Annotated in this window: 21 protein-coding genes and 4 tRNA genes; 21 read left to right on the forward strand and 4 right to left on the reverse strand. The window is 49.4% G+C overall.

Annotated features, from left to right (window positions below; translation table 11 throughout):
* The first annotated feature begins 12 nt into the window (after positions 1-12).
* The 13 genes from rapZ (at position 13) to RWJ96_RS04390 (ending at position 15,409) form a co-directional block, all read left to right on the forward strand.
* Complete coding sequence (gene rapZ, locus RWJ96_RS04330; protein ID WP_314019147.1) at positions 13-930, forward strand: RNase adapter RapZ; 918 nt, start codon at positions 13-15, stop codon at positions 928-930.
* Positions 931-943: 13 nt separating this feature from the next.
* Complete coding sequence (whiA, locus tag RWJ96_RS04335) at positions 944-1,912, forward strand: DNA-binding protein WhiA (RefSeq protein ID WP_314019148.1); 969 nt, start codon at positions 944-946, stop codon at positions 1,910-1,912.
* 92 nt (positions 1,913-2,004) lie between these two features.
* On the forward strand, positions 2,005-3,030 hold the full coding sequence (gene gap, locus RWJ96_RS04340; RefSeq protein ID WP_012809010.1) for a type I glyceraldehyde-3-phosphate dehydrogenase: 1,026 nt from the start codon (positions 2,005-2,007) through the stop codon (positions 3,028-3,030).
* A gap of 88 nt (positions 3,031-3,118) precedes the next feature.
* Positions 3,119-4,309, forward strand: a complete 1,191-nt coding sequence (locus tag RWJ96_RS04345; protein ID WP_035427291.1) for a phosphoglycerate kinase — start codon at positions 3,119-3,121, stop codon at positions 4,307-4,309.
* Entirely contained in the window at positions 4,302-5,069 is a 768-nt protein-coding gene (gene tpiA, locus RWJ96_RS04350) for a triose-phosphate isomerase (protein WP_314019151.1), read from the forward strand. The genes RWJ96_RS04345 and tpiA overlap by 8 nt, the downstream gene beginning before the upstream one ends.
* Positions 5,070-5,243: 174 nt before the next feature.
* Positions 5,244-5,495 (forward strand): preprotein translocase subunit SecG, encoded by a 252-nt coding sequence (gene secG, locus RWJ96_RS04355; protein ID WP_035427287.1) that lies wholly within the window; start codon positions 5,244-5,246, stop codon positions 5,493-5,495.
* A 426-nt stretch (positions 5,496-5,921) separates the two neighbouring features.
* Entirely contained in the window at positions 5,922-6,914 is a 993-nt protein-coding gene (locus RWJ96_RS04360) for an ABC transporter permease (protein WP_314019153.1), read from the forward strand.
* A 10-nt stretch (positions 6,915-6,924) separates the two neighbouring features.
* Positions 6,925-7,992 carry an ABC transporter permease gene (locus tag RWJ96_RS04365; protein WP_314019155.1) on the forward strand — a complete coding sequence of 356 codons (1,068 nt, stop codon included), beginning with the start codon at positions 6,925-6,927 and terminating at the stop codon, positions 7,990-7,992.
* A complete protein-coding gene (locus RWJ96_RS04370) occupies positions 7,992-10,025 on the forward strand; it encodes an ABC transporter ATP-binding protein (RefSeq protein ID WP_035432198.1) in 2,034 nt (677 codons plus the stop codon). Before RWJ96_RS04365 ends, RWJ96_RS04370 begins: the two co-directional genes overlap by 1 nt.
* A gap of 172 nt (positions 10,026-10,197) precedes the next feature.
* The gene (locus tag RWJ96_RS04375) at positions 10,198-11,961 is read left to right on the forward strand and encodes an ABC transporter family substrate-binding protein (protein WP_314019158.1); all 1,764 of its coding nucleotides are present in this window, start codon (positions 10,198-10,200) and stop codon (positions 11,959-11,961) included.
* A 107-nt stretch (positions 11,962-12,068) separates the two neighbouring features.
* Positions 12,069-12,158 (forward strand) — tRNA-Leu (locus RWJ96_RS04380).
* Positions 12,159-12,246: 88 nt separating this feature from the next.
* Positions 12,247-14,592: a SpoIIE family protein phosphatase gene (locus RWJ96_RS04385; protein WP_314019159.1), complete on the forward strand. Its 2,346-nt coding sequence runs from the start codon at positions 12,247-12,249 to the stop codon at positions 14,590-14,592.
* A gap of 85 nt (positions 14,593-14,677) precedes the next feature.
* Positions 14,678-15,409, forward strand: coding sequence for an anti-sigma factor antagonist (locus RWJ96_RS04390; protein WP_314019161.1), 732 nt, complete (start codon positions 14,678-14,680; stop codon positions 15,407-15,409).
* Positions 15,410-15,954: 545 nt separating this feature from the next.
* Here RWJ96_RS04390 and RWJ96_RS04395 read toward each other — a convergent pair.
* Positions 15,955-16,028: transfer RNA gene (locus tag RWJ96_RS04395), tRNA-Cys, on the reverse strand.
* A gap of 38 nt (positions 16,029-16,066) precedes the next feature.
* Positions 16,067-16,142 (reverse strand) — tRNA-Gly (locus RWJ96_RS04400).
* A gap of 202 nt (positions 16,143-16,344) precedes the next feature.
* Between RWJ96_RS04400 and RWJ96_RS04405 the strand changes: the two genes are divergently transcribed.
* From RWJ96_RS04405 to RWJ96_RS04425, 5 genes are all read left to right on the forward strand, one after another.
* A complete protein-coding gene (locus RWJ96_RS04405; protein ID WP_314019162.1) occupies positions 16,345-17,268 on the forward strand; it encodes a putative ABC transporter permease in 924 nt (307 codons plus the stop codon).
* A 136-nt stretch (positions 17,269-17,404) separates the two neighbouring features.
* On the forward strand, positions 17,405-18,604 hold the full coding sequence (locus tag RWJ96_RS04410; RefSeq protein ID WP_314019164.1) for a cysteine desulfurase family protein: 1,200 nt from the start codon (positions 17,405-17,407) through the stop codon (positions 18,602-18,604).
* Complete coding sequence (gene mnmA, locus RWJ96_RS04415) at positions 18,592-19,677, forward strand: tRNA 2-thiouridine(34) synthase MnmA (protein ID WP_314019166.1); 1,086 nt, start codon at positions 18,592-18,594, stop codon at positions 19,675-19,677. Before RWJ96_RS04410 ends, mnmA begins: the two co-directional genes overlap by 13 nt.
* A gap of 106 nt (positions 19,678-19,783) precedes the next feature.
* Positions 19,784-21,082, forward strand: a complete 1,299-nt coding sequence (locus RWJ96_RS04420; RefSeq protein WP_314019167.1) for a lysylphosphatidylglycerol synthase transmembrane domain-containing protein — start codon at positions 19,784-19,786, stop codon at positions 21,080-21,082.
* A gap of 97 nt (positions 21,083-21,179) precedes the next feature.
* Positions 21,180-21,383, forward strand: a complete 204-nt coding sequence (locus tag RWJ96_RS04425) for a hypothetical protein (protein WP_035436856.1) — start codon at positions 21,180-21,182, stop codon at positions 21,381-21,383.
* Positions 21,384-21,390: 7 nt separating this feature from the next.
* Here the strand turns inward: RWJ96_RS04425 and RWJ96_RS04430 are convergent, their stop codons facing one another.
* Positions 21,391-21,939, reverse strand: a complete 549-nt coding sequence (locus RWJ96_RS04430; RefSeq protein ID WP_314019168.1) for a DUF6609 family protein — start codon at positions 21,937-21,939, stop codon at positions 21,391-21,393.
* Positions 21,940-22,210: 271 nt separating this feature from the next.
* Here RWJ96_RS04430 and RWJ96_RS04435 point away from each other — a divergent pair.
* From RWJ96_RS04435 to RWJ96_RS04445, 3 genes are all read left to right on the forward strand, one after another.
* Positions 22,211-22,286: transfer RNA gene (locus tag RWJ96_RS04435), tRNA-Val, on the forward strand.
* A 147-nt stretch (positions 22,287-22,433) separates the two neighbouring features.
* Positions 22,434-22,997, forward strand: a complete 564-nt coding sequence (gene ahpC, locus RWJ96_RS04440) for an alkyl hydroperoxide reductase subunit C (RefSeq protein ID WP_035436861.1) — start codon at positions 22,434-22,436, stop codon at positions 22,995-22,997.
* Positions 22,998-23,014: 17 nt separating this feature from the next.
* A complete protein-coding gene (locus RWJ96_RS04445) occupies positions 23,015-24,658 on the forward strand; it encodes an FAD-dependent oxidoreductase (RefSeq protein ID WP_314019169.1) in 1,644 nt (547 codons plus the stop codon).
* A gap of 130 nt (positions 24,659-24,788) precedes the next feature.
* On the opposite strand, the gene RWJ96_RS04450 is transcribed toward RWJ96_RS04445, so the two are convergent.
* Positions 24,789-26,642 (reverse strand): tRNA uridine(34) 5-carboxymethylaminomethyl modification radical SAM/GNAT enzyme Elp3, encoded by a 1,854-nt coding sequence (locus tag RWJ96_RS04450; RefSeq protein ID WP_314019170.1) that lies wholly within the window; start codon positions 26,640-26,642, stop codon positions 24,789-24,791.
* Positions 26,643-26,668 lie beyond the last annotated feature (26 nt).

Here is a 26,668-nt window from a genome sequence, read left to right on the forward strand (position 1 = left end):
TAAGGAGCGCCTGTGAAGAAAAACGATCCTACACCTTCAGTTATTCCCGACATTGTCATTATTACGGGTATGTCTGGATCGGGTCGTACGCAGGCGCTTCATGTGTTTGAGGACATGGGTTATTTCTGTATTGATAACCTGCCACCAGCTCTTATTTTGCAACTTTCTAACCTTGTGGGCATTAATACGGGTGTTGGTCGCCACTTGGCTGTTACCTGCGATTTGCGCTCGCAAGGTCTTTTTGATGACATCTCTGAAGCTCTGAAGTCTCTTGCAGATCACGAGCTCACGTACAAGATTGTTTATCTAGACTCCTCAGACGAAGTGCTTATGCGTCGCTATAGCGAGAATCGCCGTCGTCATCCTTTAGCGCAGGAGGGAGAAAATCTCTTATCTGCAATTTCTAGGGAGCGCGCACAGCTTCAAGACATAAAAGCGCTGGCAGATGTGGTCCTAGATACCTCGTCTATGCGTACTAATACGCTCAAGAGTCGTCTTCGTCGCGCATTTTCAGAGCTTGCCGAACAGCAGCTTATGGATGTTAGCGTGTTTTCCTTTGGCTTCAAAAATGGTTTGCCCGTTGAGGCTGACCTTATGATTGACGTGCGATTCCTGCCTAATCCTTACTATGATCCAGAGCTCAGACCACTTACAGGTCTTGATGAGCCAGTAGCTCAGTTTGTCCTTCAGCATGGCACTACTAAGAAATTCCTTAAGTCTTGGTTTGAGCTGCTTGATGTAGTAATGCCTGGCTATGTGCAGGAAGGCAAAAGCTTGCTCTCTATTGCGGTAGGTTGCACGGGTGGCCAACATAGAAGCGTTGCAATCGCACGTGCTACGGCAGAGCATCTTACCAGCCAGGGCTATCGTGTAACGCTGTTCCATCGCGATCTTGATGCGGCTCAGAAAAAGTCTCAGCAGGCTGAGTAGAAGTTAGTCTGTCATGTCCTATACTGCCTTGGTTAAAAATGAGCTGGTCAGCGTACCAGAAATTCAGACAGACTGTGAATTAGCCCAGCTTTCTGCGCTTATTCGTGTTTCTGGAACGTTGTCGATGCACGGTCCTGGTAAATTTGCCGTTCGCATTGTTACCGAGACAGGCACGGTAGCCCGAACAGTTATTAGTTCTTCTCGCCGTCTGTTTGATCTGGGTACTTCCGTTGAGTACCGTCGCTCTATCATGCATAAAAAACGCAACTATTTGCTTGAGATTTCTAATCAGGATTCACTTGCAGAAGCACTTTCCGCTCTTGGCATTTATATACCGGGAGAAGGCCTGGTAAGTGGCATTCCTAAAAGCGTTATCCGCACCAAGCAGGCGCAGCGAGCTTTTTTGCGCGGAGCGTTTATGGCGGGCGGATTTTTGGCCGATCCCTTAAAAGATTTTCACTTAGAGATTGCTGTCTCGGGAGAAAGATTTGCCACTGAGCTGGTAAAACTTATGGGATCCATTGGTGTAAAGGCGCGTCTTAATCATCGTAACCGCCATACCAATGCGCTCATGCGAACCAGAGAAATTTATGCTGTCTACCTTAAGAGCTCTGATGACATCATCAAGTTTTTGCGAGAGATTGGTGCGCCCACTATGGCGCGCGCTATTGCGTTTACGCGTGTGCAAAAGCATTATCGCAACAACGTCAACCGAGTTGTCAACGCAGAGATGGCAAATCAAACGCGGTCTTCAAATGCAGCGGCAGACCAGTTAGCGCTTATAGAAAAGGCCGAGAAACTCATTGGACTCAGAGCTCTGCCGCCAGCGGTCAGAGATTTTTGTCTTGCACGAAAAGATAACCCTGAGCTGTCATTATCTGCACTAGGGGAGTCGTTTGTACCACCCGTATCCAAGTCCGCTATGTATCACCGATTGCTGCGTTTGGAAAAAATCGTTCAGGATTTAGAAAAAGATGCATAAGTTATCGGCGAGTGCGGTAAAATACACGGTGTACGGTTTTAATGTTAATGAATCCGGAGAATGGCTCTGGGTCACCGAAAGGAGCATTACGTATGGCAGTAAAGGTTGCTATTAACGGTTTTGGCCGCATTGGTCGCCTTGCATTTAGGCAGATGTTTGGTCACGAGGGTTCTGAGATTGTTGCAATCAACGACCTTACTTCTCCAGAGATGCTTGCATATCTTCTGAAGTATGACTCTACTCAGGGCAACTATTCCCGCGATCACAAGGTAGAGGCAACTGACCACTCCATCATCGTTGACGGTCACGAGATTGTTATTTACAAGGAGGCAGACGCTAACAACCTGCCTTGGGGCGATCTCAACGTTGACGTTGTTCTTGAGTGCACCGGTTTCTACACTTCTAAGGACAAGGCACAGGCTCACATCAACGCTGGTGCTAAGAAGGTTGTCATTTCTGCTCCTGCAGGCAACGACCTCCCAACCATCGTCTTCAACGTTAACCATGAGACCCTCACTGCAGATGACAACATCATCTCCGCAGCTTCCTGCACCACCAACTGCCTTGCTCCTATGGCAAAGGGCCTCAACGACTTCGCAACTATCAAGTCCGGTATCATGACCACCATTCACGCATACACTGGTGACCAGATGATCCTCGACGGCCCACAGCGCAAGGGTAACTTCCGTCGTTCCCGTGCTGGTGCAGAGAACATCGTTCCTAACTCCACTGGTGCTGCTAAGGCTATCGGCCTTGTTCTTCCTGAGCTCAACGGCAAGCTTATTGGTGCTGCTCAGCGCGTTCCTACGCCAACTGGCTCCCTCACCAACCTCTATGCTGTTGTTGACAAGAAGGTCACCGTTGACGAGGTCAACGCTGCAATGAAGGCTTACGCAGAGACCATTCCAGAGACCTTTGGTTACAACGAGGATGACATTGTTTCCCGCGACATCGTCGGTGAGACCCACGGTTCCATCTTCGACGCAACTCAGACCATGTGCTCTGACCTTGGCGATGGCACCACTCTTGTTCAGGTCACCTCTTGGTATGACAACGAGAACTCCTACACTTCTCAGATGGTCCGTACCATCAAGTACTTCGAGAAGTTCGTTGCTTAAGTTCTAGTTACATAGACGCCTTAGGCGCGGTCGCAGCATCTGCCGCGATCGCGCCTTCTTTTGTTGGAAACGTATTCAAAGGAGTGACATGGCTTTTACAAAGAAGACTGTCCGCGATGCAGATGTTGATGGTAAGCGCGTTCTTATGCGCGTTGACTTCAACGTGCCTCTGAAGGACGGCGTTGTTACTGACGACACCCGCGTTCGCGCTGCACTTCCAACCATCCAGTATCTTCTCGACCACAACGCAAAGGTCATCCTGATGAGCCACCTTGGCCGTCCAGATGGCACCGGCTTCCAGCCAGAGCTTTCCCTGCGCCCAGCTGCAGAGAAGCTTGCTGAGCTTCTTGGCCACGAGGTTAAGTTTGTTGAGGACACCTATGGCGAGAAGGCCCGTGAGGCTGTAGACGCACTCAAGGACGGCGAGGTTCTTGTTCTTGAGAACGTCCGTTTTGACAAGCGTGAGAAGAAGAACGATCCAGAGATTGCAAAGACCCTTGCATCTTATGGTGACATCTTTGTTCTTGATGCCTTTGGTACTGCTCACCGTGCACAGGGTTCTGTTGTTGGACCAGCAGCTTATCTTCCTGCATATGCTGGCTTCCTGCTTGAGAAAGAGGTTGACACTCTTACCTCTATCTTCTCTAACCCAGAGCGCCCACTTGTAGCTATCGTCGGTGGCTCCAAAGTTTCTTCTAAGATTGGTGTTCTTGATCACCTTATCGACTCCGCTGATACCCTTATCATCGGCGGCGGTATGGCATACACCTTCTTCCTGGCTAAGGGTTATACCGTTGGTACTTCTCTTCAGGAGCCAGACTGGATTGAGCGCGCAGGCGAGATGCTCAAGAAGGCTGAGGAGAAGGGCGTTAAGATTCTGCTTCCTGTTGACAACGTTGTTACCGATCACTTTGGTGAGGACGCTGTTGGTGAGGTAGTTCCTTCCGATCAGATTCCTGCAGACCGCATGGGTATGGACATTGGTCCTAAGACCGTTGAGCTTTACTCTGAGGCTATCAAGGGCGCAAAGACCGTCTTCTGGAATGGTCCTATGGGCGTCTTTGAGTTTGATCAGTTTGCAAAGGGCACCGAGGCTGTTGCTCGTGCTGTTGCAGATGCTGATTGCACTTCCATTATCGGCGGCGGCGATTCCGTTGCAGCAGTTAACAAGTTCCACCTTGCTGACAAGATGAGCTGGATTTCCACTGGCGGCGGTGCTTCCATGGAGCTCGTTGAGGGTAAGGCACTTCCAGGAGTGGAGGCGCTTCTCGATGCGTAATCGTATGATCGCAGGTAACTGGAAGATGAATGAGACTTTCGCTGAGGGCGTTGAGCTTGCTCAGGGAATTGTTGATCAGCTTGCTTCCGGTACCGGAAACGTTGATGTTGTTATTGCTCCACCTCTTGTAGACCTTAAGGGTGTCTCTGAGGTTCTTTCTCAGGCCAACTCTTCTGTTGCTCTTTCTGCACAGAATGTGTACTGGGAGGAGTCTGGTGCCTTTACTGGTGAGACCTCTCCAGCAATGCTGACCTCTGTTGGTGCAACTTACTGCATCATTGGTCACTCCGAGCGTCGTGGCTACTTTGGCGAGACCGACGAGGACATTAACCGCAAGGCAAAGGCACTGATGGCTCATGACATCGTTCCTATTTCTTGCTGCGGTGAGTCACTTGAGGTCCGCAACGCTGGTACTCATGTTCAGTTTGTTGTTGACCAGATTAAGGAAGATACCAAGGGTCTAGAGATTACAGATCCTTCCAAGTACGTTATTGCTTATGAGCCAATCTGGGCAATTGGTACTGGTATGACTGCAACTGCTGATGACGCTCAGGAAGTTTGTGGTGCAATCCGTAAGACCCTGGTAGAGATCTTTGGCGCAGAAATTGCAGACGGTATCCGTATTCTTTACGGTGGCTCTGCAAAGCCAGAGAACGTTGGCGGCTTCCTCGAGAAAGAGGACGTTGACGGCGCACTTGTTGGCGGCGCATCGCTCAAGGCTGATTCCTTCGTTGCAATGGTAAAGAGCGCAATGAACTAAACTCTGACAAAGTTCCTTACCGCCGGTGAGGCGCTTGGCTCATTTGTTAAGTTCTTGTTTGTTTTGCAACTTGGCACACGTCATTCCCAAAGGGGAGTGGCGTGTGCTATTCTTTTCTGTTGTACGTGAAAATAACTAGGGCTGGATCTTCTCGCCAGCAAGAGGGGGAACCTCGTGGGCGTTCTGAATACAATTCTTTTAGTGCTGTTTGTACTTTCTGGCATTTTGACGGTGCTGCTTGTTTTGGCACACTCCGGAAAGGGCACCGGCGTTTCTGACATGATTGCTGCATCTATGTATAACGCAAGCGCTGGTTCAGGCATTATGGAGAAGAACCTTGATCGCCTTACCGTCATCACTACAACCATTTTCCTGGTTTGCGCTATTGTTATGGCTTTGACGTTCCCTGTTGGCGCTATTGGCTAAGCAGTCGCTTGCATATTTGAATTACCTGCCGAGAAACCCGAGTTTTTCGGCATTTTTTATTCGTAGCCTGCTGGGAACACGGGAAAATTTGCTGTTGAGAATAACGGCAAAATGGTTGGACACGACAGATAGTAGTTTTCTTTTACTTCTTAACAGAATTTTCAATAACGTTTCTCATATGTAAACAAATTTGATTGTGACCAGAGCGCTGGACTCAAACAGTCATTATATGTGGATACGTTTTACTGGGATTGGTATGCATAATCTTGGATATCTAAGAGATATTTTTTGGGTTAAGCAGCTTATCCATGGTAAAATTGCACTTTGCTGTGTATTCACGGCATGTTTGTTGTAGGAATGCTAGGTTGCCATACCGAGAAAACCTCGCTTATCAGGTGAATAAGCGCAAGGCGGTGAGGAGAGTCAATGGCACGGTTTGTTTGGTACGTTACAAAGAGGATTTTGAGCTACATTGTGATGATTTTTGTTGCAACTTCGCTCACATTCTTCCTCGCATCATCGTTTATGAACCCACGCTCCAACTTTGAGCAGCGTACTCCACGTCCTCCACAGGAGTCTATTGAGGAAAACCTGTATAGGACTAATCTGAATGATAAGACCCCGGTTATCGAGCGTTATCAGGTCTGGATTACCAATCTGCTTACTAAGTTTGACCTTGGTATGACCCCAACAGGCGATAATGTTAACCGTGAGATGAGCTCTAGGTTCATGTCTTCTATTCTGCTTATGACTCCAGCAACTATTTTGTCAGTTGTTATTGGTGTTAGCCTGGGCGTTTATACTGCCCAGCGCCAGTATCAGTGGCAGGACCGCTTCTTAAGTGGTGTTGCTTCGGTTCTGCTTGTTATCCCAACTGTTGTTATGGCAATCTTGATTGTTTTTGCAGCAATCGAGATTAACGCACGTGCTGGTTCTCGTATTTTCTACGTTACCGATCTTTCTAGTGGAGATACCGGAAACTTCTTCACTTGGCTTATTGACTTCCTACAGCACATTATTCTTCCAACCATTGTTCTTACTATCGTAAGCTCCGTTGGTTACCACCTCTCTCAGCGTACCTACCTACTTGACGAGATGCACGCAGATTATGTTCGTACTGCTCGCGCCAAGGGTCTCACTCGCAAGAAGGCAATTCGTAAGCACGCTCTTCGTGTTTCTTTGATTCCAACCGCTGTTTCAGTTGCTTTCTCTCTTGCAGGTATCTTCACAGGTGCTGTTATGACCGAGAAGGTCTTTGCAATTCACGGTCTTGGTGAGTACTTCATTAACTGTATTAACAACAACAATATTCACGGTGCAGTTGCAGTTGCAGCTTTCTCTGGCGCAATGACTCTTATTGGCGCTCTTCTGGCTGACCTCTTTGCTGCTGCTCTTGATCCACGAATTAAGATGAGCTAAGGAGGCGGACATGTCTAAAGAAGAACTTCAGAATAAAGACGAGAAAAACGTCTCCATTGATGCAGGTCTTACTAATGCTGAACGTGAGCTTCAGGCAGATGCTAAGTCTGACAACAAAGAAGTTAAAAGAATTAGCTATGCTGGCTTGATTACAAGGCGTTTCTTCCGCCAGCGTTCTGCAGTAATCGGTTTGATTATTCTTGGAATTATGGTTCTTATTGCAGTTTTTGGACCATATGCCACCCCATTTAATTACACAGATGCTGACTTTACTGCAATTAACATGGCTCCTAATGCAAAGCATTGGTTTGGTACTGATGGTGCTGGTATTGACCTGTATGCCTGTGTTGTCCACGGTCTTGGTCGTTCTTTGACCATTGGTATCAGCTATGCAATCTTGACTACTATCATTTCTGCAATTATTGGTACTGCCATTGCTTATGTCCGCGGCATTCCAGAGAAGATTGGTATGTGGCTTCTTGATATGCTCATGGTCATCCCTAGCTTCTTGCTGGTTGCTATGATTGTTCGCGCATCAGGCGGTGAGTCTGGTTGGCTCATGCTTATCTTTGGTCTAACTGCTTTTGGTTGGATTGGTCGCGCACGTACTATCCGTACCATGGCTCTGTCTTTGCGTGAGAGAGATTACGTCAAGGCCGCTAAGTACATGGGCGTTCCACCATTTACCATCATTGTTCGTCACCTTATTCCAAACCTTGGCTCAATTCTTATTATTGATTTGGTCTTGGCTGTTATTGGTGGCATTAACTCTGAGACCGCATTCAGCTTCTTGGGTCTTGGTATCAAGGCACCAGATACCTCTCTTGGTTATCTCTTAAGTGCTGGTTCTTCTGCAATGCTTACTACTCCATGGATGATTCTGATTCCATCGGCATTTCTGATTGTTGTTTGTGTTGGCCTGCAGCTCATCGGCGACGGCCTTCGCGATGCCTTTGACCCTTATTCACGCGCTGCTGGTAGCGTTAAAGATCAGGAAGAGGATTCTTCCAAGGATGACGCTCAGCTCGGTGATCTTGAGGGTAGCATCGTTTCTGAAGAAACTACGGAGCGTGCATAATGTCTGACACTACTACTACTTCAACAAAGCAGGGAAGTGTAGAGATGGACGATGTCCTTCGCTACGAGCTGCTTGAATCAAACGGTCCAAAGGGTGCCCCAACAGGAGATCCAGTTCTTTCCGTTCGTGATCTCAAGGTATCCTTTAATACTGAGGCTGGTCGTGTAGATGCAGTTCGCGGTGTTAACTTTGACCTTTGGGGCGGCCGTACCCTTGGTATCGTAGGCGAGTCTGGTTCTGGTAAGTCAGTAACCGCCCTGTCTCTTATTGGTCTTCTTGATGACAATGCTCACGTTACTGGCTCTATTAAGCTTGGTAATGAGGAGCTCATTGGCAAGACCGATGAAGAGATGTCAGAGCTTCGTGGCACTAAGATTTCTATGATATTCCAGGATCCACTGTCTGCTTTGACTCCAATGTTCTCTATTGGAGATCAGCTTGCAGAGGCTCTGCTTACCCATAATCCTCACATGAGCAAGGCAGACGTTCGTAAGCGTTGTATTGAGCTTCTCTCCATTGTTGGTATTACTGATCCAGAGAATCGTCTGGATTCTTTCCCACATGAGTTCTCTGGTGGTATGCGTCAGCGTGTTGTTATTGCAATTGCTATTGCAAACAACCCTGACATCATCATCGCAGACGAGCCAACCACCGCTCTTGATGTAACTATTCAGGCTCAGATTCTTGACGTCTTGAAGGTTGCACAGAAAGAGACTGGCGCGGCAGTTGTTCTGATTACTCACGACCTTGGTGTTGTTGCAGGTACCGCTGATGACATTATGGTTATGTATGCAGGCCGTGGCGTAGAGCGCGCAAGTGTTGATACACTTTTTGCTGAGCCTCGTCACCCTTATACCATGGGTCTTCTGGGCGCTGTTCCAAAACCTCACCTTCAGGCAGAGCATAGGCTTGTTCCTATTAAGGGTAATCCACCATCACTTGCTGCCATTCCAACTGGTTGTCCTTTTAACCCACGTTGTCCTATGGCTACCGAGGAATGCTCCAAGAAAGAGCCAGTGCTGCTTCCTGCAAATGCTGCTGAGGGTCACTTGGCATCTTGCCACCACCTTCAGGAGATTTGCGAGAAGAAGCTCACTTACGCTGAGGTATATCCAGACTTTGAGCCAATCCTTCCAAAGTGGGTTGATGTTCCTCGTAACGAGCGTCCTGTTGTACTTAAGGTTGAGAATCTTACTAAGACTTTCCCTGTTCAGGGTAAGGGCTTTATTAGGCGCAGCAAGGGCACTATGACTGCTGTGGACCGTGCAAGCTTTGAGATCCATGAGGGAGAAACCCTTGCGCTTGTTGGTGAGTCTGGTTCTGGTAAATCAACAACTCTGATGCAGATTATGGATCTGCTGAAGCCTGAGGATGGTCGTATTACGGTCCTTGGCAAAGATGTTGCTGAGCTTAAGAATGCTGCACAGCGTAGAGAGCTTCGTAAAGATCTTCAGGTTATCTTCCAGGATCCAATGAGTTCTCTGGACCCACGTATGCCTGTCTATGACGTTTTGGCTGAGCCACTTCAGGCGCAGGGTTGGAACAAAGAGGATATTAATACTCGTATTGGCGAGCTTATGCGTCTGGTTGGTATCAACCCAGACTATGTTGACCGCTTCCCATCCCAGTTCTCTGGTGGTCAGCGTCAGCGTATTGCTATTGCTCGTGCTCTTGCAACAAGTCCAAAGATTCTTCTCTTGGACGAGCCAATTGCATCTCTGGACGTTTCCATTCAGGCAGGTATTATTAACCTCCTTGAGGATCTTCAGGTTCAGTTGAAGATTTCTTATCTCTTTGTTGCTCACGATCTTGCTGTTATTCGTCATATTTCTGACACGGTTGCTGTTATGCACCTGGGCAAGATTGTTGAGTACGGTGAGACTGAAGACGTCTTCACTAATCCACAAGACCCTTACACCAAGGCGCTTCTCTCGGCTATTCCAATTCCTGATCCAAAGATTGAGCGTACTCGTGAGCGTATGATTTATCAGGACGGTAAGCTGGTTCCTGCTACTCATATCTCTAACGAGTAACAAAGATTCAATAAATTTTCTGAAAACCCGCACTTAAAACTAGGTGCGGGTTTTTGTTTGTTACAAATAGTGAACCAGGTTGTTACGGGAATGTTTCTGCTATGGAGTATTTTCAGGCAATTTCGTATAGTTAAGTGAATATCTGTAGGCCTTTAACGAAATGGGTGATCATATGGCTGACAGTTTTTCCCGTCGTTCGTTCTTTGCTCTGACTGGTATCACCGCCGCAGGCCTTGGCCTTGCCGGTTGTGCTCCATCAAATCCTAAGGGCGACTCCACCACCACTGGTACTGAGCCACAGGACGGCTCCCCTGCAAACACTCCTCTGGATCAGCTCCCAATCCCAGAGAAGGGCAAGACGTACAACAATCCTAAGACCCGCGATGAGGTTAAGGATGGCGGTACTCTGACTCAGCCAATCAACGAGATTGGTCCACAGTGGAATTACTACCAACTTGCTGGTAATACCTCTTACATGAACATCCTTCACGGTCTTATCAACCCTCGTGACCTGTTCCTTAACAATGCTGATGGTGATAAGTTTGAGCCAAACAAGGATTACATCAAGGACTTTAAGGTAGAGGAGAAGGACGGCAAGCAGGTTGCTACCCTGACCTTCACTGATCAGGCTACCTTCAACGATGGTACCGCTATTGATTGGACCGCAATTCAGACCGCATTCATCACTATGAGTGGTCAGAATAAAAAGTTTGCGGTTTCTTCGACTGATGGTTATAACAAGTATGAGTCTGTTGAGCAGGGCGATACTGCTAAGACCGCTGTCATTACCATGAAGGAAGCAGTCTATCCAATCGAGAGCATCTTGAGCTATGCTCTGCACCCAAAGCTTCAGGATCCAGACTTCTTTAACAATGGCTACGTCAATCAGCCAAACAATGAGCTTGGCGCTGGCCCTTACATCGTTGATTCTTTCGATGACTCTGCTGTAACCTTCAAGCCAAATCCAAAGTGGTGGGGTGACGCTCCTAAGCTTGATACCCTTGTCTACAAGCAGATGGATACCCAGGCTTCTATTAACGCATTCAAGAACGAAGAGACTGACACTACTGGTTCTTCCGTATCTGGTTCCGCTGAGCTTCTCTCTAACTTCACCGGTCTTGGTGATAAGGCACAGATTCGTCGTGGTCTTGGTATGTCTATTGCTGTTATCGAGATCAACTCTACTCGCGGCGTTCTTCAGGATGTTGCAGTTCGTAAGGCGTTCTGTCAGATCGTTGACCCTGCAACTATCGTTTCCATCGTCTTCCAGGGTGTTAACTGGAAAGAGGACGCACCAGGCTCCATGCTTTGGCCTTACTGGGCAGCTGGCTATGACAACAACCTCCCAGACGATCTCAAGAACCTCAAGTCTGTTGACGAGCGCAAGGCTGCTGCAAAGAAGACTCTTGAGGATGCAGGCTACAAGCTTAACGGCGATTACTATGAGAAGGATGGCCAGCAGGTAACCTTTGCTTACACTCTGTTTGGTGACGGTACTACTGTTAAGAACCGTGCCGCTGCAATCCAGAAGATGTGCAAGGATGCTGGTATTAACCTTACTCTTGATTCTCACCCATCTTCTGAGTTCTCTGATGTTCTTACCTCTGGTTCTTGGGATGTCTGCCTCTTTGGTTGGGTTGGTTCCTCAACTTCTTACAACAACGGTGGTCAGCTCTATGGTTCTGAGTCCGGATCCAACTTTGGTCAGCAGGGCTCTGCAGAGACCGATGAGATGTTTGCAAAGGTTGTCTCTACCAAGGACTTTGATGAGCGCATGAAGCTCATGAATGAGGCAGAGAAGAAGATGATGCAGACTTACGCTTATCTTCCTGTCTACACTGGTCCAGACTGCTACGTTGTTAAGAAGGGTCTTGCCAACTTTGGTCCATCACTCTTCCAGAGCGTACCTGCAACCATTGTTGGTTGGCAGAAGTAAGCAAGGGACAAGGCGATCTTCTCGCAAAGTTCTTTTGAGAAAAGTTTTTAATTTTTCTCAGTAAAGTTGCTTGAAGATGTGTTAGTATATCCCTCGCTGCAAAGCAAGTCGGAGTGGCGGAATTGGCAGACGCGCTAGCTTGAGGTGCTAGTGACCTACTAACGGTTGTGCGGGTTCAAGTCCCGCCTCCGACACCACGGAATTTCGGCGGATCTCTTCGGAGGTCCGCCTTTTTCGTATACTTAGGCAATGTGATTTGTTTTTCCTCGCTGGTAAGGAGTGACTGTGGCAGATAACAAGCTGAGCGTTCGCCGTGTTGAGGGAGTTGTCGACGGAACCGTTGCTGCAACTCTGTCTCAGTTGCTGCGCCTGACCAGCGATGCAGTTATCGTTTTTAATATGGAGGGCACAGTTCTTCTCGCCAATGAGGAGGCAGAAAGCTTATTTGCTAAGGAAGACGGCACTATTGCCGGCCTGGATGTTCGCTTTTTGTTTACCCCGGCAAACCAAGAAAACTTGCAGAAGCCGTTTTCTGTAGAGTCGTTGCCGTTTGCGATTGATGGCTCTACGTCCATGGTAGCTGCTCCTGCGCAAGACGGTACGTCGCAGGTATTAAGTGTGCGCGCAGACTATGTTGGCGCGCCTACGCAGGCCATTGTTTTGACGGCATCTAAGCTTCGTGACTTGGCTAGTCCTATGCACGATGATGAACGAATGGTGTTGGACCTTCGCCGAGCCAATAAGAGGCTCTCAGGAGCGCTTCAGATTGTCTTGGACACCCTTGACTCGGAAGATATGGGTCAGCTTATTGAACGCGTGTTAGAAGAGCTCTCAGAGACTGTCGAGGCTGATGGTGCGCTTATCTATCTTGCTGAGCAAGATGGCTATCACCTTCATGGTGCAACGGAGTCACTGAAGAGCGCTTCGTACGGTGTGATTCCTCGTTATTTTGCATTTAACAGCTCTCTGGAGCGTTTGACGTTTTACTCAGAGCATGCACTTCGCTTGCACACCATGCCTTTGAACTCAAGCACGCTCAAGCAGGGAAGAGTTAAAAAACGTAACCTTGTCAACGAGGAAACACGTGAGGTCATAACCGTTGACGCAAGTCATTTGCCTCCGTTTACCAGCTTTCTTGTGGTGCCCGTGTGGTTTGGCGGCCACATTGTTGCCTTGATTGAGGTGGGCTGGGAGCGTAAGCGCGCGCTTTTGGTTGAAGACGCAAGACTTCTGGACTCCATTGCAAATTACCTCTCGGTGCAGCTTGTAGGCGCGTTGTCGGCCATGAGAACGCAGCGTAGAGACACGCTTCGCGAGGCATTAGCTCGCGTGCGCCAAGGATTGCTTCATAGCGCTGCAGAGGGCGAGAAGATCTCTGGCGAGCGATTACAGCAGGTTATGAGGTCGGTGGGTACCGATCTGAATGCACAGGTTTTCTCGGTAGATTGCTGTGAGGTTACAGGTAACATTACGCTCCATGCGCTTGGCGCTGAGCAAGCGTTTGGCGACGCTCAGGACGGCGCGCAGGTTGCAGCAGAGGCCGGTGGCGCACAGGATGGCGGCAACCAGATTGCGCTTCCATCGACGGTTGAGGGGCTCAAGACAGGAGAGGGCGAGGCGTCAGTCAAAGAGGTTGAGCTTGAATCTGAGCTGAGTCGCGCGCTTGCTGCACAAGGTTTGCCCTGCAAGGGAGCTGTGCTTTTCTTGGGCAAGTTTGCTGGCGAGCAGCATACCTGGCTTTTCTTGCGAGAAGAAAACGTTGAGCCCCTGAGCGACATTGAGCTTGATTTCTTGGACCGCGTGATGCTTCTGGTTCATTCATTGGCGGTTGGTGCCGAGGAAAGTCAGCAAAACAAGCATATCTCGCAGGCACTGCAGTCGGGCATGAAAAATGACCTGCAGAAGGTAGAAGGAATTTCTGCCGAGGGAATTTATTCGTCCGCAACCGCCGACGCGTTTGTTGGTGGCGATTTTTACAGCATGATTAAGCTGCCAGGCCGTCGTGCGTGCATCATTATGGGTGACGTTTCTGGCAAGGGTATTGAGGCAGCATCTATTTCATCCGCAGTTAAAACGGCACTTTCTGCCTATGCGTGGGAGGGAAGAACTCCTGCTCGCATGGTGGCAACGCTGAATGAGTTCCTGCTGGGCTTCTCGAGAGTAGAAACATTTGCAACGCTCTTTGTTGGCATTGTAGATCTTGTTACTTCATCGCTGACCTACTGTTCCGCTGGTCATCCACCTGCGATTTTGGTGTCCGCTCAATCGGGCGAGGCTGAGCTTATGGACGTTCAGTCGGGCGTTGTTGGAGCGTTCCACGACATGGAGTACAAAAACGGCACGGTTCGCTTGCATGAGGGCGATATCCTGCTGCTTTACACTGACGGAACCACAGAGGCTCGCAGTCCTGAAGGCGCGTTCTTTGGCGAGACTGGACTGCGCGACATGATTATGAACGAGGTTCCTCGTGGCTTTGATGGCCTGCTCAATAGGTTCTTGAGCACGCTTGATCGCTATACCGGCCGAAGGCTTGACGACGACGTTGCTATGGTGGCCCTACGCTTTGACGAGCTTGGCAGCGGCGACTCTGGTGTGCTTGGCAGTGCCAATTCTGGCGAGAAGAGCAACTAGACGGTCTTCTCGTCAACGAGACGATTTTCTCGCTAAAAAGTGTAGATATCTGAAATTCTTGTTGCTGCACGGGAACAAGAAACGTATGTATACGCAGCCAAACATAGCAGTTGTTTCAGTCAATACTGACCTTGACGTGAGGGGAGTCCCGCGCGTGAAGGCTCAGATTGAGCAGCTCATTGAGAGTGGTTGCAGAAGAATTGTGCTGAACATGTCGGAGGTTTCGTACATCGATTCTTGTGGCATGGGCTTTATCGTGTGCGCCGTTCGACGTATGAAGACGCTCGGCGGCCTTATGAGCTTGACCAACGTGCAACCGACGGCGTTTAAGGCCTTGGTGCGCATGGGTCTTATCGATTTCATGCCTATAAGTACCTGTGCCGCAAAGTCGCGCGTGACTCCGCTTGCGCCGGGTACGCATCCGTCGTTCCAGACAACGTTTAGAGTTGATCCCAACAAAATGTGCGACGCTCGCTCGAGGGCAGTTGCGCTGCTAAAGACGCTTCCGTTTACCTCGGATCAAAAATTTGATATCGAACTCGCAGTTGGCGAGGCTATTGGTAACGCCGTTGATCACGCGTGCGAGAAGGGCGTGCTGACCACGGTTTCTGCGTATCCAGACAGGGTGGTCATTGACGTCTCGGATTGTGGTAGTGGCTTTAGCATCTCCGATGAGGAGGAACCTCCCGAGACCGGCCAGTTTGCCGAGCGTGGACGCGGCGTCAAGCTGATGCGCCTGCTTATGGATGCCGTGTCTATCCAGGAGAAACCTTCCGGTAACGGCACCGTCGTCCGCCTGGTCAAGATGATGCGCTAGGTTGTGCGAGCGCGAGCACGGGCGGGCGCGAGTACAGGTCGTAAGTCGATTTCAACCCGGTATCTACTTCGTGTGGATACCGGGTTTCTTGTGCGCAAATGCTGGAAGTGGACGGGTTTCTCGCCAGGTGGACGACGGGAGTTGGGCGTACGCTTGTGCGCGCCTGATTTCTTCAAAGAATCTGTAACTTTTGCCTAAAAGCATTAAAGAATCTGTAGATTTGCCTGATTTTGTTAAAGAATCGGTGCCGCAAATACAGATTCTTTGCACTTTTCAGGCAGGCCTTTCGTGACGTACCTTTTGGATCCAGTGTGGTGTCATGGGCGCTTTCATCGAGCCTGATTTTCTCGCCAAGTCTGAACGATTTGCCTGAAAAGCGCACCATATCTGAGCTATTTGCCGGTTTTTCTCACCTTGTCTGAGCTGTTTTACTCAGACATGACGCGTTTTTCAGGCTCGAAATAGGCTCGCAATCTAAACCCCAAACTAGCTCGGTTACGCGCGACAAAAAGAAACCCCAGCCGAAGCTGGGGTTGTCAATTCACTGGAGGCGAGACCCGGATTCGAACCGGGGATAAAGGCTTTGCAGGCCTCTGCCTTACCACTTGGCCATCTCGCCATATGAAAAAGGCCGAAACGAATCCGGCCGAAAAATCATGGAGCGGGCTACGGGGTTCGAACCCGCGACCTCAACCTTGGCAAGGTTGCGCGCTACCAACTGCGCTAAGCCCGCGAACGCGAGGAATAATATACGCAAGTTCACGGCTGAGCGCAAGTGTAAATTTCAAAATCGTCAAACTTTTTTTAGAAAAGTCACGAATCCCGTGGCGCTCAAGTGGTGGATTTTTCTTGCAAAACTTGTAAATAAGAGCAGGTAGATTGCCAAGTGTGACTGCTTGCCGTATCATAGAACAAGAACTTTTGAATGAGGTTGTATGTTCTTTATTGTCGCGTCGCTCATAGCTCTTTTGACGCTTGCGTATCTTGTCGCAAGCGGTTTTGTTCGCGTGGTGCGCTATTTTTGGGGCTGGCTCTCGTCTGGCGAGAAGATCGATGGGCTCGCAGGCGATGCTCCTGGCGTTGCATCGGACGCACCTGACGGCGCGGCCGGTGTCGCATCAGACATCGTGTCACCTGCACCAGCCGCTCCGTTCTCCAAGCCAAAACCAACGCAAACTGAGCTCTCGGCGTATTTGGACACGATGCATCTTGGCTGGTACCAGGTGGTCATCCTCTTCATAGTGGGCTGCATGGCCGGTCTTCTTATTGAAGAGATTTGGATGCTCATTACCGCTGGCCTGACCGAGAGCAGGGTTGGCCTCATCTGGGGACCATTCTCTCCGCTTTACGGAACCGGCGCCGTGTTTCTGACTGTTATTTGTTACCAGCTGCACAAGCATCATGCCAATAACCTTGTTATTTTCTTGGTCTCGGTTGTTGTTGGTGGCACGCTGGAGCAACTTACCGGTTGGGGAATGCAAGAGATTTTCCACTCGGAATCGTGGACGTACGCCCACCTTCCGGATGCCATTACGCAGTGGGTGGCCTGGCGATTCTTGGGATTTTGGGGCATTTTGGGTCTGATTTGGTATCGGGTTATTATGCCTCGCGCGCTCTACAAGATAGGTGAGCCAACATCAAAAAGGCAAGCAATTTTTGTTACCCTGCTTACGGTGTATCTTGTCGCCGACATCACTATGACGGTGGCGTGTCTGGCGAGAAAAGCTCAGCGAGACGCTGGTATTTCTCCGACAAACGCGTTTGAGATGTGGGTAGATACTCACTACGACGACAGCTTTGTATCTACTCGTTTCCAGAACATGACCTTTACACCGCCAGGCTCGGCTGACAAGTCGTAGCTTGTGTGTCCACACAAGGCCGCACGCACGTAAACCCGCAAGACCGCACGTCCGCAAGACGTACACCGCAAGTACGCAACGCCGCACGTCCGTAAGCCCGCAAGACCGCGAGAAACCCAAAGGATTTGTAATGCACATGCCTTCTGCAAAACCAGAACATCCAACAGGCAACGTGTACCTGGACTTTGCCGCAGCTACACCTATGGATCCACGTGTAGTTGATGCAATGATTCCATACTTCACGGAGAAGTTCTACAACCCTTCAGCACCGTATGCTCTGTCTCGCCAGGTTCGTGACGAGGTAGAACGTGCCCGCGCTGTCTTGGCACATGCCATTGGTGCTCGTCCAGGAAACGTGGTGCTCACAGCAGGTGCTACAGAGGCCAACAACCTGGCGTTTGCAACGGTCTCTGAAGACGCGCACGTTATCGTTGACGCCATTGAACATGAGAGCGTCCTTGCGTGTGCAGGGATTTTCTCGCACAAGACACTTCGTGTAGAAGCAGACGGTCGTGTGGATCCAGAGCGCGTTGCAAAAGCGCTCAAGCCAGAGACCGAGCTGGTTTCCATTGAGCTTGCAAACGGCGAGATAGGCACCATTCAGCCTATCCGAGAGATTTCGCAGGTACTTGCCAAGGAGCGCTCACGCAGGCTTGCAGCAGGGGAGACTCGTCCGCTGCATTTGCACGTAGACGCCTCTCAGGCAGCAGCATACTTGAGCGTTAACGTGTCGTCGCTGGGTGTAGATATGTTGACGCTTTCTGCAGCAAAGCTTTCTGGTCCAAAGCAGGTGGGTCTCTTATGGGCTTCCGACGATGTGTGCTTAAGGCCGCTGGTACTCGGCGGCGGACAAGAAGGCGGTATTCGTTCAGGTACGGAAAACGTCGCAGGAGTCATTGGCTTTGCGTGTGCTTTGGCGCTTGCTGATGAGACTCGCACTGACGAGGCAAAACGGGTTTCTCGCCTCAGAGATCAGTTACAGGAGCTGCTTTGCACAGAGTTTCCGCAGATGATTGTCTCGGGGCCAAAGAACGCCAAGCTGAGGCTTCCTAATTTGCTGCACGTTTCTTTCCCGGGACTTGAAGCTCGTCGTCTGGTTATTTTGCTTGAGCGTCTAGGTGTGTCGGTGGGAACGGGCTCTGCCTGCGCCGCATCAAAGATGCAAATATCTCACGTGCTTGAGGCAATTGGAGCACCGCGAGAAGTAGCTGCGGGAAGCCTCAGGTTAACGCTTGGAAGAACTACCACAGAAGACGACATCTTGTACGCAGCTTGGGCAATCGCTGAGGCTGTCAAGCAGGAGTCTGCTCGTGTAGGAGTGACATGGGAGAATTAGTTTACCTTGGCATGAGTGGCGGCGTTGATTCGGCGCTGTCCGCGGCCTTGCTTCTTGAGGCAGGCTATAACGTCAAGGCTATATATATGCGTAACTGGTCAAAGGACTTGCCAGGCTTTAAGTGTCCCTGGGCAGATGACCTGGCTGATGCCGAGCGCGTCTGCGTAACGCTGGGCATTGATTTGGACGTGTGGGACTGTGAGGCCGAGTATAAGGCTACCGTTGTGGATTACCTGCTTGATGCCTATAAGCACGGCCGTACGCCTAATCCAGACGTTATGTGCAACCAGACGGTCAAGTTTGGCACCTTTGCAGAACGTGCTTTTGCAGAGGGTGCTGATTTTGTTGCAACAGGTCACTATGCACAGAACGTCCCGGGCACCAAAAAACTTTTGCGTGCCGCAGATGCTCACAAGGATCAGACGTATTTCCTGTGGCGTGTACCAGGTCATTTGTTTGAACGCACGCTTTTTCCTATTGGACACATTGCCACCAAGGCAGAGGTTAGGGCTCTGTGTGCAGAGCGAGGTCTGGGCATAGAAACTAAGCCAGACTCCGACGGCATTTGTTTTATTGGCCCCGTTGGCTTGCGCACGTTTTTGTTGGACACTTTTCAGAAAAAGCAGGGCGATGTCGTTGAGTGGGAGACAGGCAAGGTTCTTGGCACCCATGACGGAGCATTCCTCTTCACTGTTGGCCAAAGAAAAGGCCTGAACATCGGTGGAGGCCCTGCTCGCTATGTAGTAGCAACCGACACGCTTAAGAATGTGGTGTATGTAACCTCTGACCTCAACTGTCCTGCGCTCTGGACTCGTCGCATGGAGCTCTCGGACATGCACTGGATTTCTGGAGAACCTACAGCTAACGGTAGGTATGTGGTCAGAACTCGTCACACAGGCACGCTGGTTCCCGTAACGTTTACGCTCACAGACAATCAATGTGGATTTATTGAATTTGATCAGCCGGTAAAAACTGTTGCAGCAGGTCAATCGGCAGTTTTGTACGATGGCCAGGAAGTTTGTGGCGGTGGCATTATTGAAGCCGACAAGAGTATACTTGAGCAGTTCATGTAAAATGAAAAGCAGGTAGTTGGCGAGAAACCCTTTGAGGTTGCATCGTTTACCTGCGTAGAGTGTGTTTCTGTACACGTATTGTGATCCAGAGTCCAAGGAGGTGCCCATGGATCGCCCAGATGGCGCGTCTGAAACTAAGCACCCCTCATCTACACCGAAGGTAACGGTGAAGATTGGATCTACAACCGTTAAGGGTGTTTCAACCAAAAAGCCTAAGATTAGTGTTGCTCCAACTTCTTCATCTGAGCAGGTAGAAGAGGCAAAAGAGAGCTTTGGCCAAGTTAGAAAGAGCATTCTCTTCCTCTTTGCGGTTGTAATACTTTACGCACTCTATATCGTTTTCTCTGGTCAGTTTGATGAGTTTGTTGTTGCTCTAGCAGACGTAGATACAGGTTGGCTCATTGCTGGCGCTCTTTGTTACTTTGTTTACTATTTCCTGGGTATTCTCGCGTATGTAATTTCAGTCATTACAGACCCCGAGAGTCCTGTTGGCGTGCGAGACCTGATGAGCGTTGAGGCGTCGGGCATCTTCTTCATGAACCTCACGCCAAACGGTGCTGGTGCTGCTCCTGCTCAGATTTATCGTCTGACTCGCGCAGGAATTTCTGTAGGCCAGGCTGGAGCTCTGCAGTTCACCCGCTTTGTTATGTACGAGGCGGGTGAGGGTATCTTTGCAGCTCTCATGCTTATTTTTAGAGCAAATTACTTCTACGAGCAATTTGGTGACGTTACCGTCATTGGCGTTATCTTGTTTGGCGCAAAGATAGTGATGGTTGCAGTTATCTTGGCCATTTGCCTGCTTCCTAAAATGGTTAAGACCGTGGGCAACTGGGGCTTAAGGCTGCTTTCACGTCTTCGTATCGTAAAGCAGTATGACCACTGGCATGGCATCATTAACACGCAGGTAGATGAGTTCTCAAACGGCTTTAAGACTGCTGCAAAAAACATCCCAGAGATGTGCGTTGTTCTGCTGGTTACCTTGGTCCAGCTTGGCTGCCTCTATGCACTTCCATACTTTGTTCTGCGTGCACTCGGTCAACCCGCAGACCTTCTGACCTGCCTTGCATCTGGTTCAATGCTTGAGCTCTTGACCTCGGCCATTCCACTTCCTGGTGGTACTGGTGGTGCAGAGGGTGGCTTTGCCTTCCTGTTTGGCCATATGTTTGGTGAAGAAATTGCTGCAGGTTTTGTACTTTGGCGCGCTATTGAGTATCTGCTTCCAACTCTGGCAGCAAGCATGCTTTTGGGCCTCAGATCTCACGACCACGAGCCTATCTATCACAAGTGGAATCGTTTCCGTCAGCGTTTCTCGGCTTTTGTAAATGGCGAGAAACCCGCTGTTGCTTCTACATCGTCTCGTCCAGAGACCTCTGGCATTCAAATTAAGGTTAAGCGTAAGAAGTAGGGAAGAAGTAAGGAAGAAAAGCCAGAATGTGGCTTGATACGTATCTTTGCTCTATTGGACCGCTGCGTGTGCAGTACTTGTAAAAGAAAGCATCCTTATGCGTAAACCACCAAATCCTATTTTGATTATTCTGGCACCTATTCTTATTGCCGTTGCCGTTGGTCTTGTCTATGATCTTCAGAATTTCTTACAGGACATTCCGGAAGTACGTGACAATCCAATGCTTTTAGCAGGCGTGGCTGTGTTTATACCAATGCTTGTTGCACTGGTTAAGGACACGTTTGACGCGCACGGACTCTAGGCGAAGGCTATTTTTGTTGTGTTGGCTTTGAGAAAAAGAACAGGTATATTCCAAAGCCAAGTTTAATTGCTGCATCAATATAGGCAGTTGTTGTCAGTGGGATGTCTGGAAAAATATAACCTATAGCAACATTGATGGCACAGAGTATTGCCAAATAAATCATCGATTTTCCGTGCACAAAGTAATAGAGGAAAAAGTGCAGCGCCGTGGCCATTAACGCACCCAACCAAATAAGTCTCCAGTTTTCAGTTGCAAAAAATGGTCCACCTAATAAAAACATCAAAATGAATAAGAAAATTACGGCGTATAGAGACATTTTGTTCTGGAACTTACTTGAAGGACCATCGGAAAACTTATTGAGAACTTTCTTATTTGTGTTTATAGATAAGAAGGCTGCAACATATCCAAAGCTAAATACGGACATATTGATAATCTGCTTTCCACCTATTACGGTAGCTGCAAAAATGATGAGAGCTACAACAATTAACCAGAGACCGCATGATTTCTTATAATTAAAGCATAGCTTCTCGTCTTTGTTATATTCCAGAAAGTTCATAAGTTTCTCCCTCAATCGAACGACTTGCCATGATACTTCTGACCGTATGCTTTTACAATCCAGTTGCCTATCTTTTAATAATTGAGGTGCAGAAGACGTACGGGTTTAAAAGGCGGTCATTCATTTGATAGCCCGCGGTATTTAAATAGCCGTCAATGCATTGACGAGACGATCTTTTGCAGATTTCAAAAAAAGTTGAGTTTGACGGTTGCAAGAGGGGCGGGTTTCTCGTAATATATCCCTTGCTGCATCCCCAGCAGCAAACATATTCGGGCGTTTAGCTCAGGGGGACGAGCGCTTCCCTGACACGGAAGAGGTCATAAGTTCAAATCTTATAACGCCCACCAACTGTTCACAGGTCAGAGTAATCTGGCCTGTTTCTTTTTTGTGAATATAAATAGTAATCATTATTGTTATTGACAAATGAGTTAAAGAAGGTAAACTTCTAACTAGCACGTTTTATAAGTTGTTTTACTTACAGAAAGGAACTGACTATGTCTCTTATTGGTAAGCAAATTGGTGATTTTAAGGTAAACGCATTCCACAACGGTGACATCACCGAGGTAAGCAAGGAGTCCACACTGGGTAAGTGGAGCCTGTTCTTCTTCTATCCAGCTGACTTTACCTTTGTCTGCCCAACTGAGCTTGAGGATCTTGCTAACAACTATGACAAGTTCCAGGCTGCTGGCGCAGAGGTTTACTCTGTTTCCTGCGACACTGAGTTTGTTCACAAGGCATGGCATGAGGAGTCCGAGCGTATCTCTAAGGTAACCTACCCAATGCTTGCTGACCCTGCTCACGTTCTTGCAAGGAACTTTGAGGTCCTTATTGAGGATGCCGGCCTTGCTGAGCGTGGCGCCTTCATTGTTGACCCCGAGGGCGTCATCCAGGTTGAGCTTGTCACCGCTGGTGGCATTGGCCGTAACGCTGAGGAGCTTCTCCGCCTTCTCCAGGCTGCACAGTTTGTTGCAGAGCACGGCGATCAGGTCTGCCCAGCTAAGTGGCAGCCAGGTGCTGAGACCCTAAAGCCAAGCCTTGACCTTGTTGGTCAGCTCTAAGATTTAGGGAGCTTACAATGACCGACGTCAAAGACCTCTACGACGCGGTGATTATCGGCGGTGGGCCAGCTGGGCTCACCGCCGCCCTCTATCTGGCCCGCGCTCGCTACCGTGTTCTAGTTGTCGAGAAGGACCATTTTGGCGGACAGATCACTATTACTAATGAGGTTGTTAATTACCCGGGAGTTTTCTCTACTAGTGGCTCTGAACTCTCAGAAACCATGCGTAAGCAGGCTGAGGCCTTTGGCGCAGAGTTTTTGCTGGCAGAAGTTACTGACCTGGACATGTCCGGAGATGTCAAGGTAGTTCACACCACCAAAGGTGAGCGTCCCTGCCTCTCCGTTCTTCTCGCCACAGGAGCACATCCACGTCATATCGGCTTTGTGGGAGAAGAGGACTATCAGGGCCATGGAGTTGCTTACTGCGCCACTTGCGATGGCGAGTTCTTCACCGGCAAAGAAGTCTTTGTAATCGGTGGAGGCTTTGCGGCTGCAGAGGAAAGCGTGTTTTTGACCAAGTATGCAAAGCACGTTACCGTTCTTGTACGTGAGGAGGCGTTTACCTGCGCTCCTGCGTCGTCTGAAGCTGCTCGCACCAATCCAAATATTACGGTTCTCTATAACACACAGGTTGAATCCGTTGCTGGAGATTCTGCGCTCAGGTCTATTACATACAAGAATCTGAAAACAGGCGAGAAGACCACCTTTGCTCCAGAAGATGGCGATTCCATTGGTGTCTTTGTCTTCGCGGGTTACGCGCCTGAGACTGACTTGGTAAAAGAACTGGCTCAGACAGATGACTACGGCTATCTGATCACCAACGAGCATCAAGAAACAACCTGTGAGGGCCTTTTTGGTGCTGGTGATGTGTGCCAGAAGCCATTGCGTCAGGTTGCAACGGCTATTGGTCAGGCGGCAACTACCGCAACCGAGATGGAGCGCTACATCAAACGCGTACAGGAAAAGACCGGCTTTGTTCCACAGATGAACGTTACGCGCATCTCGTCCAAGAAGGAGGCCCCTGAAGCTCCAGCGGCCAAGACTGTCTCTGATTCTGGAGAGCTTTTCACCGACGACATGAAAGCGCAGCTTAACGCTGTCTTTGAGCGCATGGCTCGTCCGCTTGTGCTTCAGTTGGAGCTTGACCAAAGACCTGTTTCTGAGGAGCTTGTAGCTTACATGGAAGAACTTTCTTCTATGACCGACAAGCTGAGCGTTCAGACGGTTTCAGGCACGGGCGAGAAGAACCTTCCTGTTGTTCGTGTTTGCGCACAGGATGGCACTCCAACAGGTCTTGCGTTCCATGGTGTTCCTGGCGGCCATGAGTTCACTTCGTTTGTACTTGGACTCTACAACGCCGCAGGTCCTGGCCAGCCAATTAGTGACGAGGATAAGGCGTCTATTGCGGCTATTGAGTCAAAGACACATCTGCAAGTCTTGGTAGGACTTTCTTGTACCATGTGCCCAGATGTTGTTGTAGCTGCTCAGCGTATTGCTGCAGATAATCCTCAGGTCACCTGCGACGTCTACGACATCAACCACTTCAAGGAGCTCAAAGACACCTACGATGTCATGAGCGTTCCATGCTTGGTTATCAACGATGGTCAAAAGGTTGACTTTGGCAAGAAGAACCTCTCTCAGATTCTGTCGCTGATTCCTTAAGATCCATTCGCGTCAAGGAGAGGGAGACGCTAATGAATATGCCGAGAAGATCAACGGTCTTCTCGGCATTTTTTGTGACGTAAGAAGTAAGTGTGTGAAGCTTGTGTAGAGGCGCAAGGCCACGTTACCTTTACAGAGCTTTTTGCTGGTAGAGGCCTGCATCAGTAAAGCCTTGAGCGCGATAGTAGGCTCGCGTTCCAATTGAGCTGATGACGTTAAGGCTGGTATAACCCGCCTCAGCTGCGATAGAGGAGGCTTTGGTAAGAAGCTTTTGACCCAAGCCCTGGTGCTGAGCAGACATTCCTTCCGAGCCCAGCGAGAGCGCCTGTCCGTACACGTGGAGCTCTCTGATCATGGCTTGGCCTGGCTGTACCAGCAGTTCATTGGCAGAAACATCACACGCGCCAGAGGTCAGCTTATCCCAGTGGGGAAGTGAAAGCCTACAGAAACCTGCAATTTTGTTGTCAGCAGTTACCCATTGCAGGAAGTGCTCGTCGCTGACTGCGGTGGTGTAGGCAAAGTCTTGGAGGGTTAACTCCGCGGCGCGTACCTGCTGCTGGTTAATCTCTCTAAAGCGAATCTCCTGCACGCGAATTGCAACGTCTTCAGCGGCAAGTTCTTGCTCCACCATCTGGCGGAGGTTGGCGTGTTTGTTTCCCACCAGAATGTCGGTGGCGCTAATATCTCTAATCATGCGAGAAATGCGCACGTATGGAGGAGTGTTAAGCACATCTTGAACAAGTACATCTATCAGCTCATCTTTGGCATATGGTTGCCACGCGCCTTCACGATACTTCTGCACTAGCTGCGTTCCAGATACTAAGGCACAGGGGTAGAGCTTAATCTCGTCGGGAAGAAAACCTGGATCTGTAACAAACGTCTTGAAGTCCTGTTTATCTGCCTCAGGAGTTGCGCCCAACAGGTTAACCATCAGGTGAGAGTGGATTTTAAATCCGCACAAGCGAATCAGCGAGAACGCTCGTTTAATCTGGGCAACACTCATCTGACGCTGGTTTGCTTCAAGGATTTCTTGGCGTGTGCTCTGAATGCCAATTTGAATTTTGGTGCACCCAAGCTGCCTAAACATGCGTAGGTTTTCTGGCGTAATAGTGTCGGGTCTGGTTTCTATTACAAGGCCAACCACGCGAGCAGCAGCTGTTTCATTAACGTGTTGTTGCTCCACCAGCTCATCATAGGTACTTTGCATCTGAGACCAGGCGCTTTGGTGAGGCTGGCTGGTGTCGTAGAGCTTATGAAAAGCCTGGTTATACGTGGCAGTATCTTCAAAGACTGCCGCTTGCTGTTCAGCAACAAAGGAGGAGAGAGCCTCTTCTGTGTTCTGCAGCCCAAATGAGGTGTACCAATCAAGGCGCTCCTGAATGTAGCTAGGAGAGTTGGGCCAGTCATTGAGCGCACGGAAGAGCTCCTTGATAAACCAGTACTGGTAACCTTCTGGATAATCGCTCCAGGTACCACCAAGCACAATAAGCTCCACTTTGTCGGTTGAATGACCCATCTGATGGAGTGCCTGAAGGCGAGCAGCAACTTGTACGTATGGATCAAAAAACGTAAGCTCAGCGCGCTGACAAGCAGGCTCGTTAGCAAGATAGCTCTTAGGCATACGCAAATCACAGGGACAATAGATGCAATTGCTTGAACAGGTGTGAGGCCTCGTGATAACCGTAATGGTTGCTACGCCAGAAGCGGTGCGACGAGGCTTCATCCGCACGGAGCGGATAAATCTTTCTTCCAGCTCAGGAGTCACGTTCCACGATTGCCAGAGCTCCTCGTTTTTCTGCTTGACCTGTAAAAAATAGGGGAGAATTGCTCGTTTAGGAATGAGTTTCTCGCGCTCTGTACTGTGGGCGCTAGAGTCAATTCCGCTGTTATGCGAGTTAATGAGCATCTCGAGCTGATGCGTATCAAGAGCGCCTTGCGAGCCATCTCTGAGCTGCTGCAATATGTCCAAAATGAGTTCATCCATACAAACAGTATAGGCATAAGGCGAGC

Source organism: Lancefieldella parvula (assembly GCF_963547875.1).
GTDB classification, from domain to species: domain Bacteria; phylum Actinomycetota; class Coriobacteriia; order Coriobacteriales; family Atopobiaceae; genus Lancefieldella; species Lancefieldella parvula_D.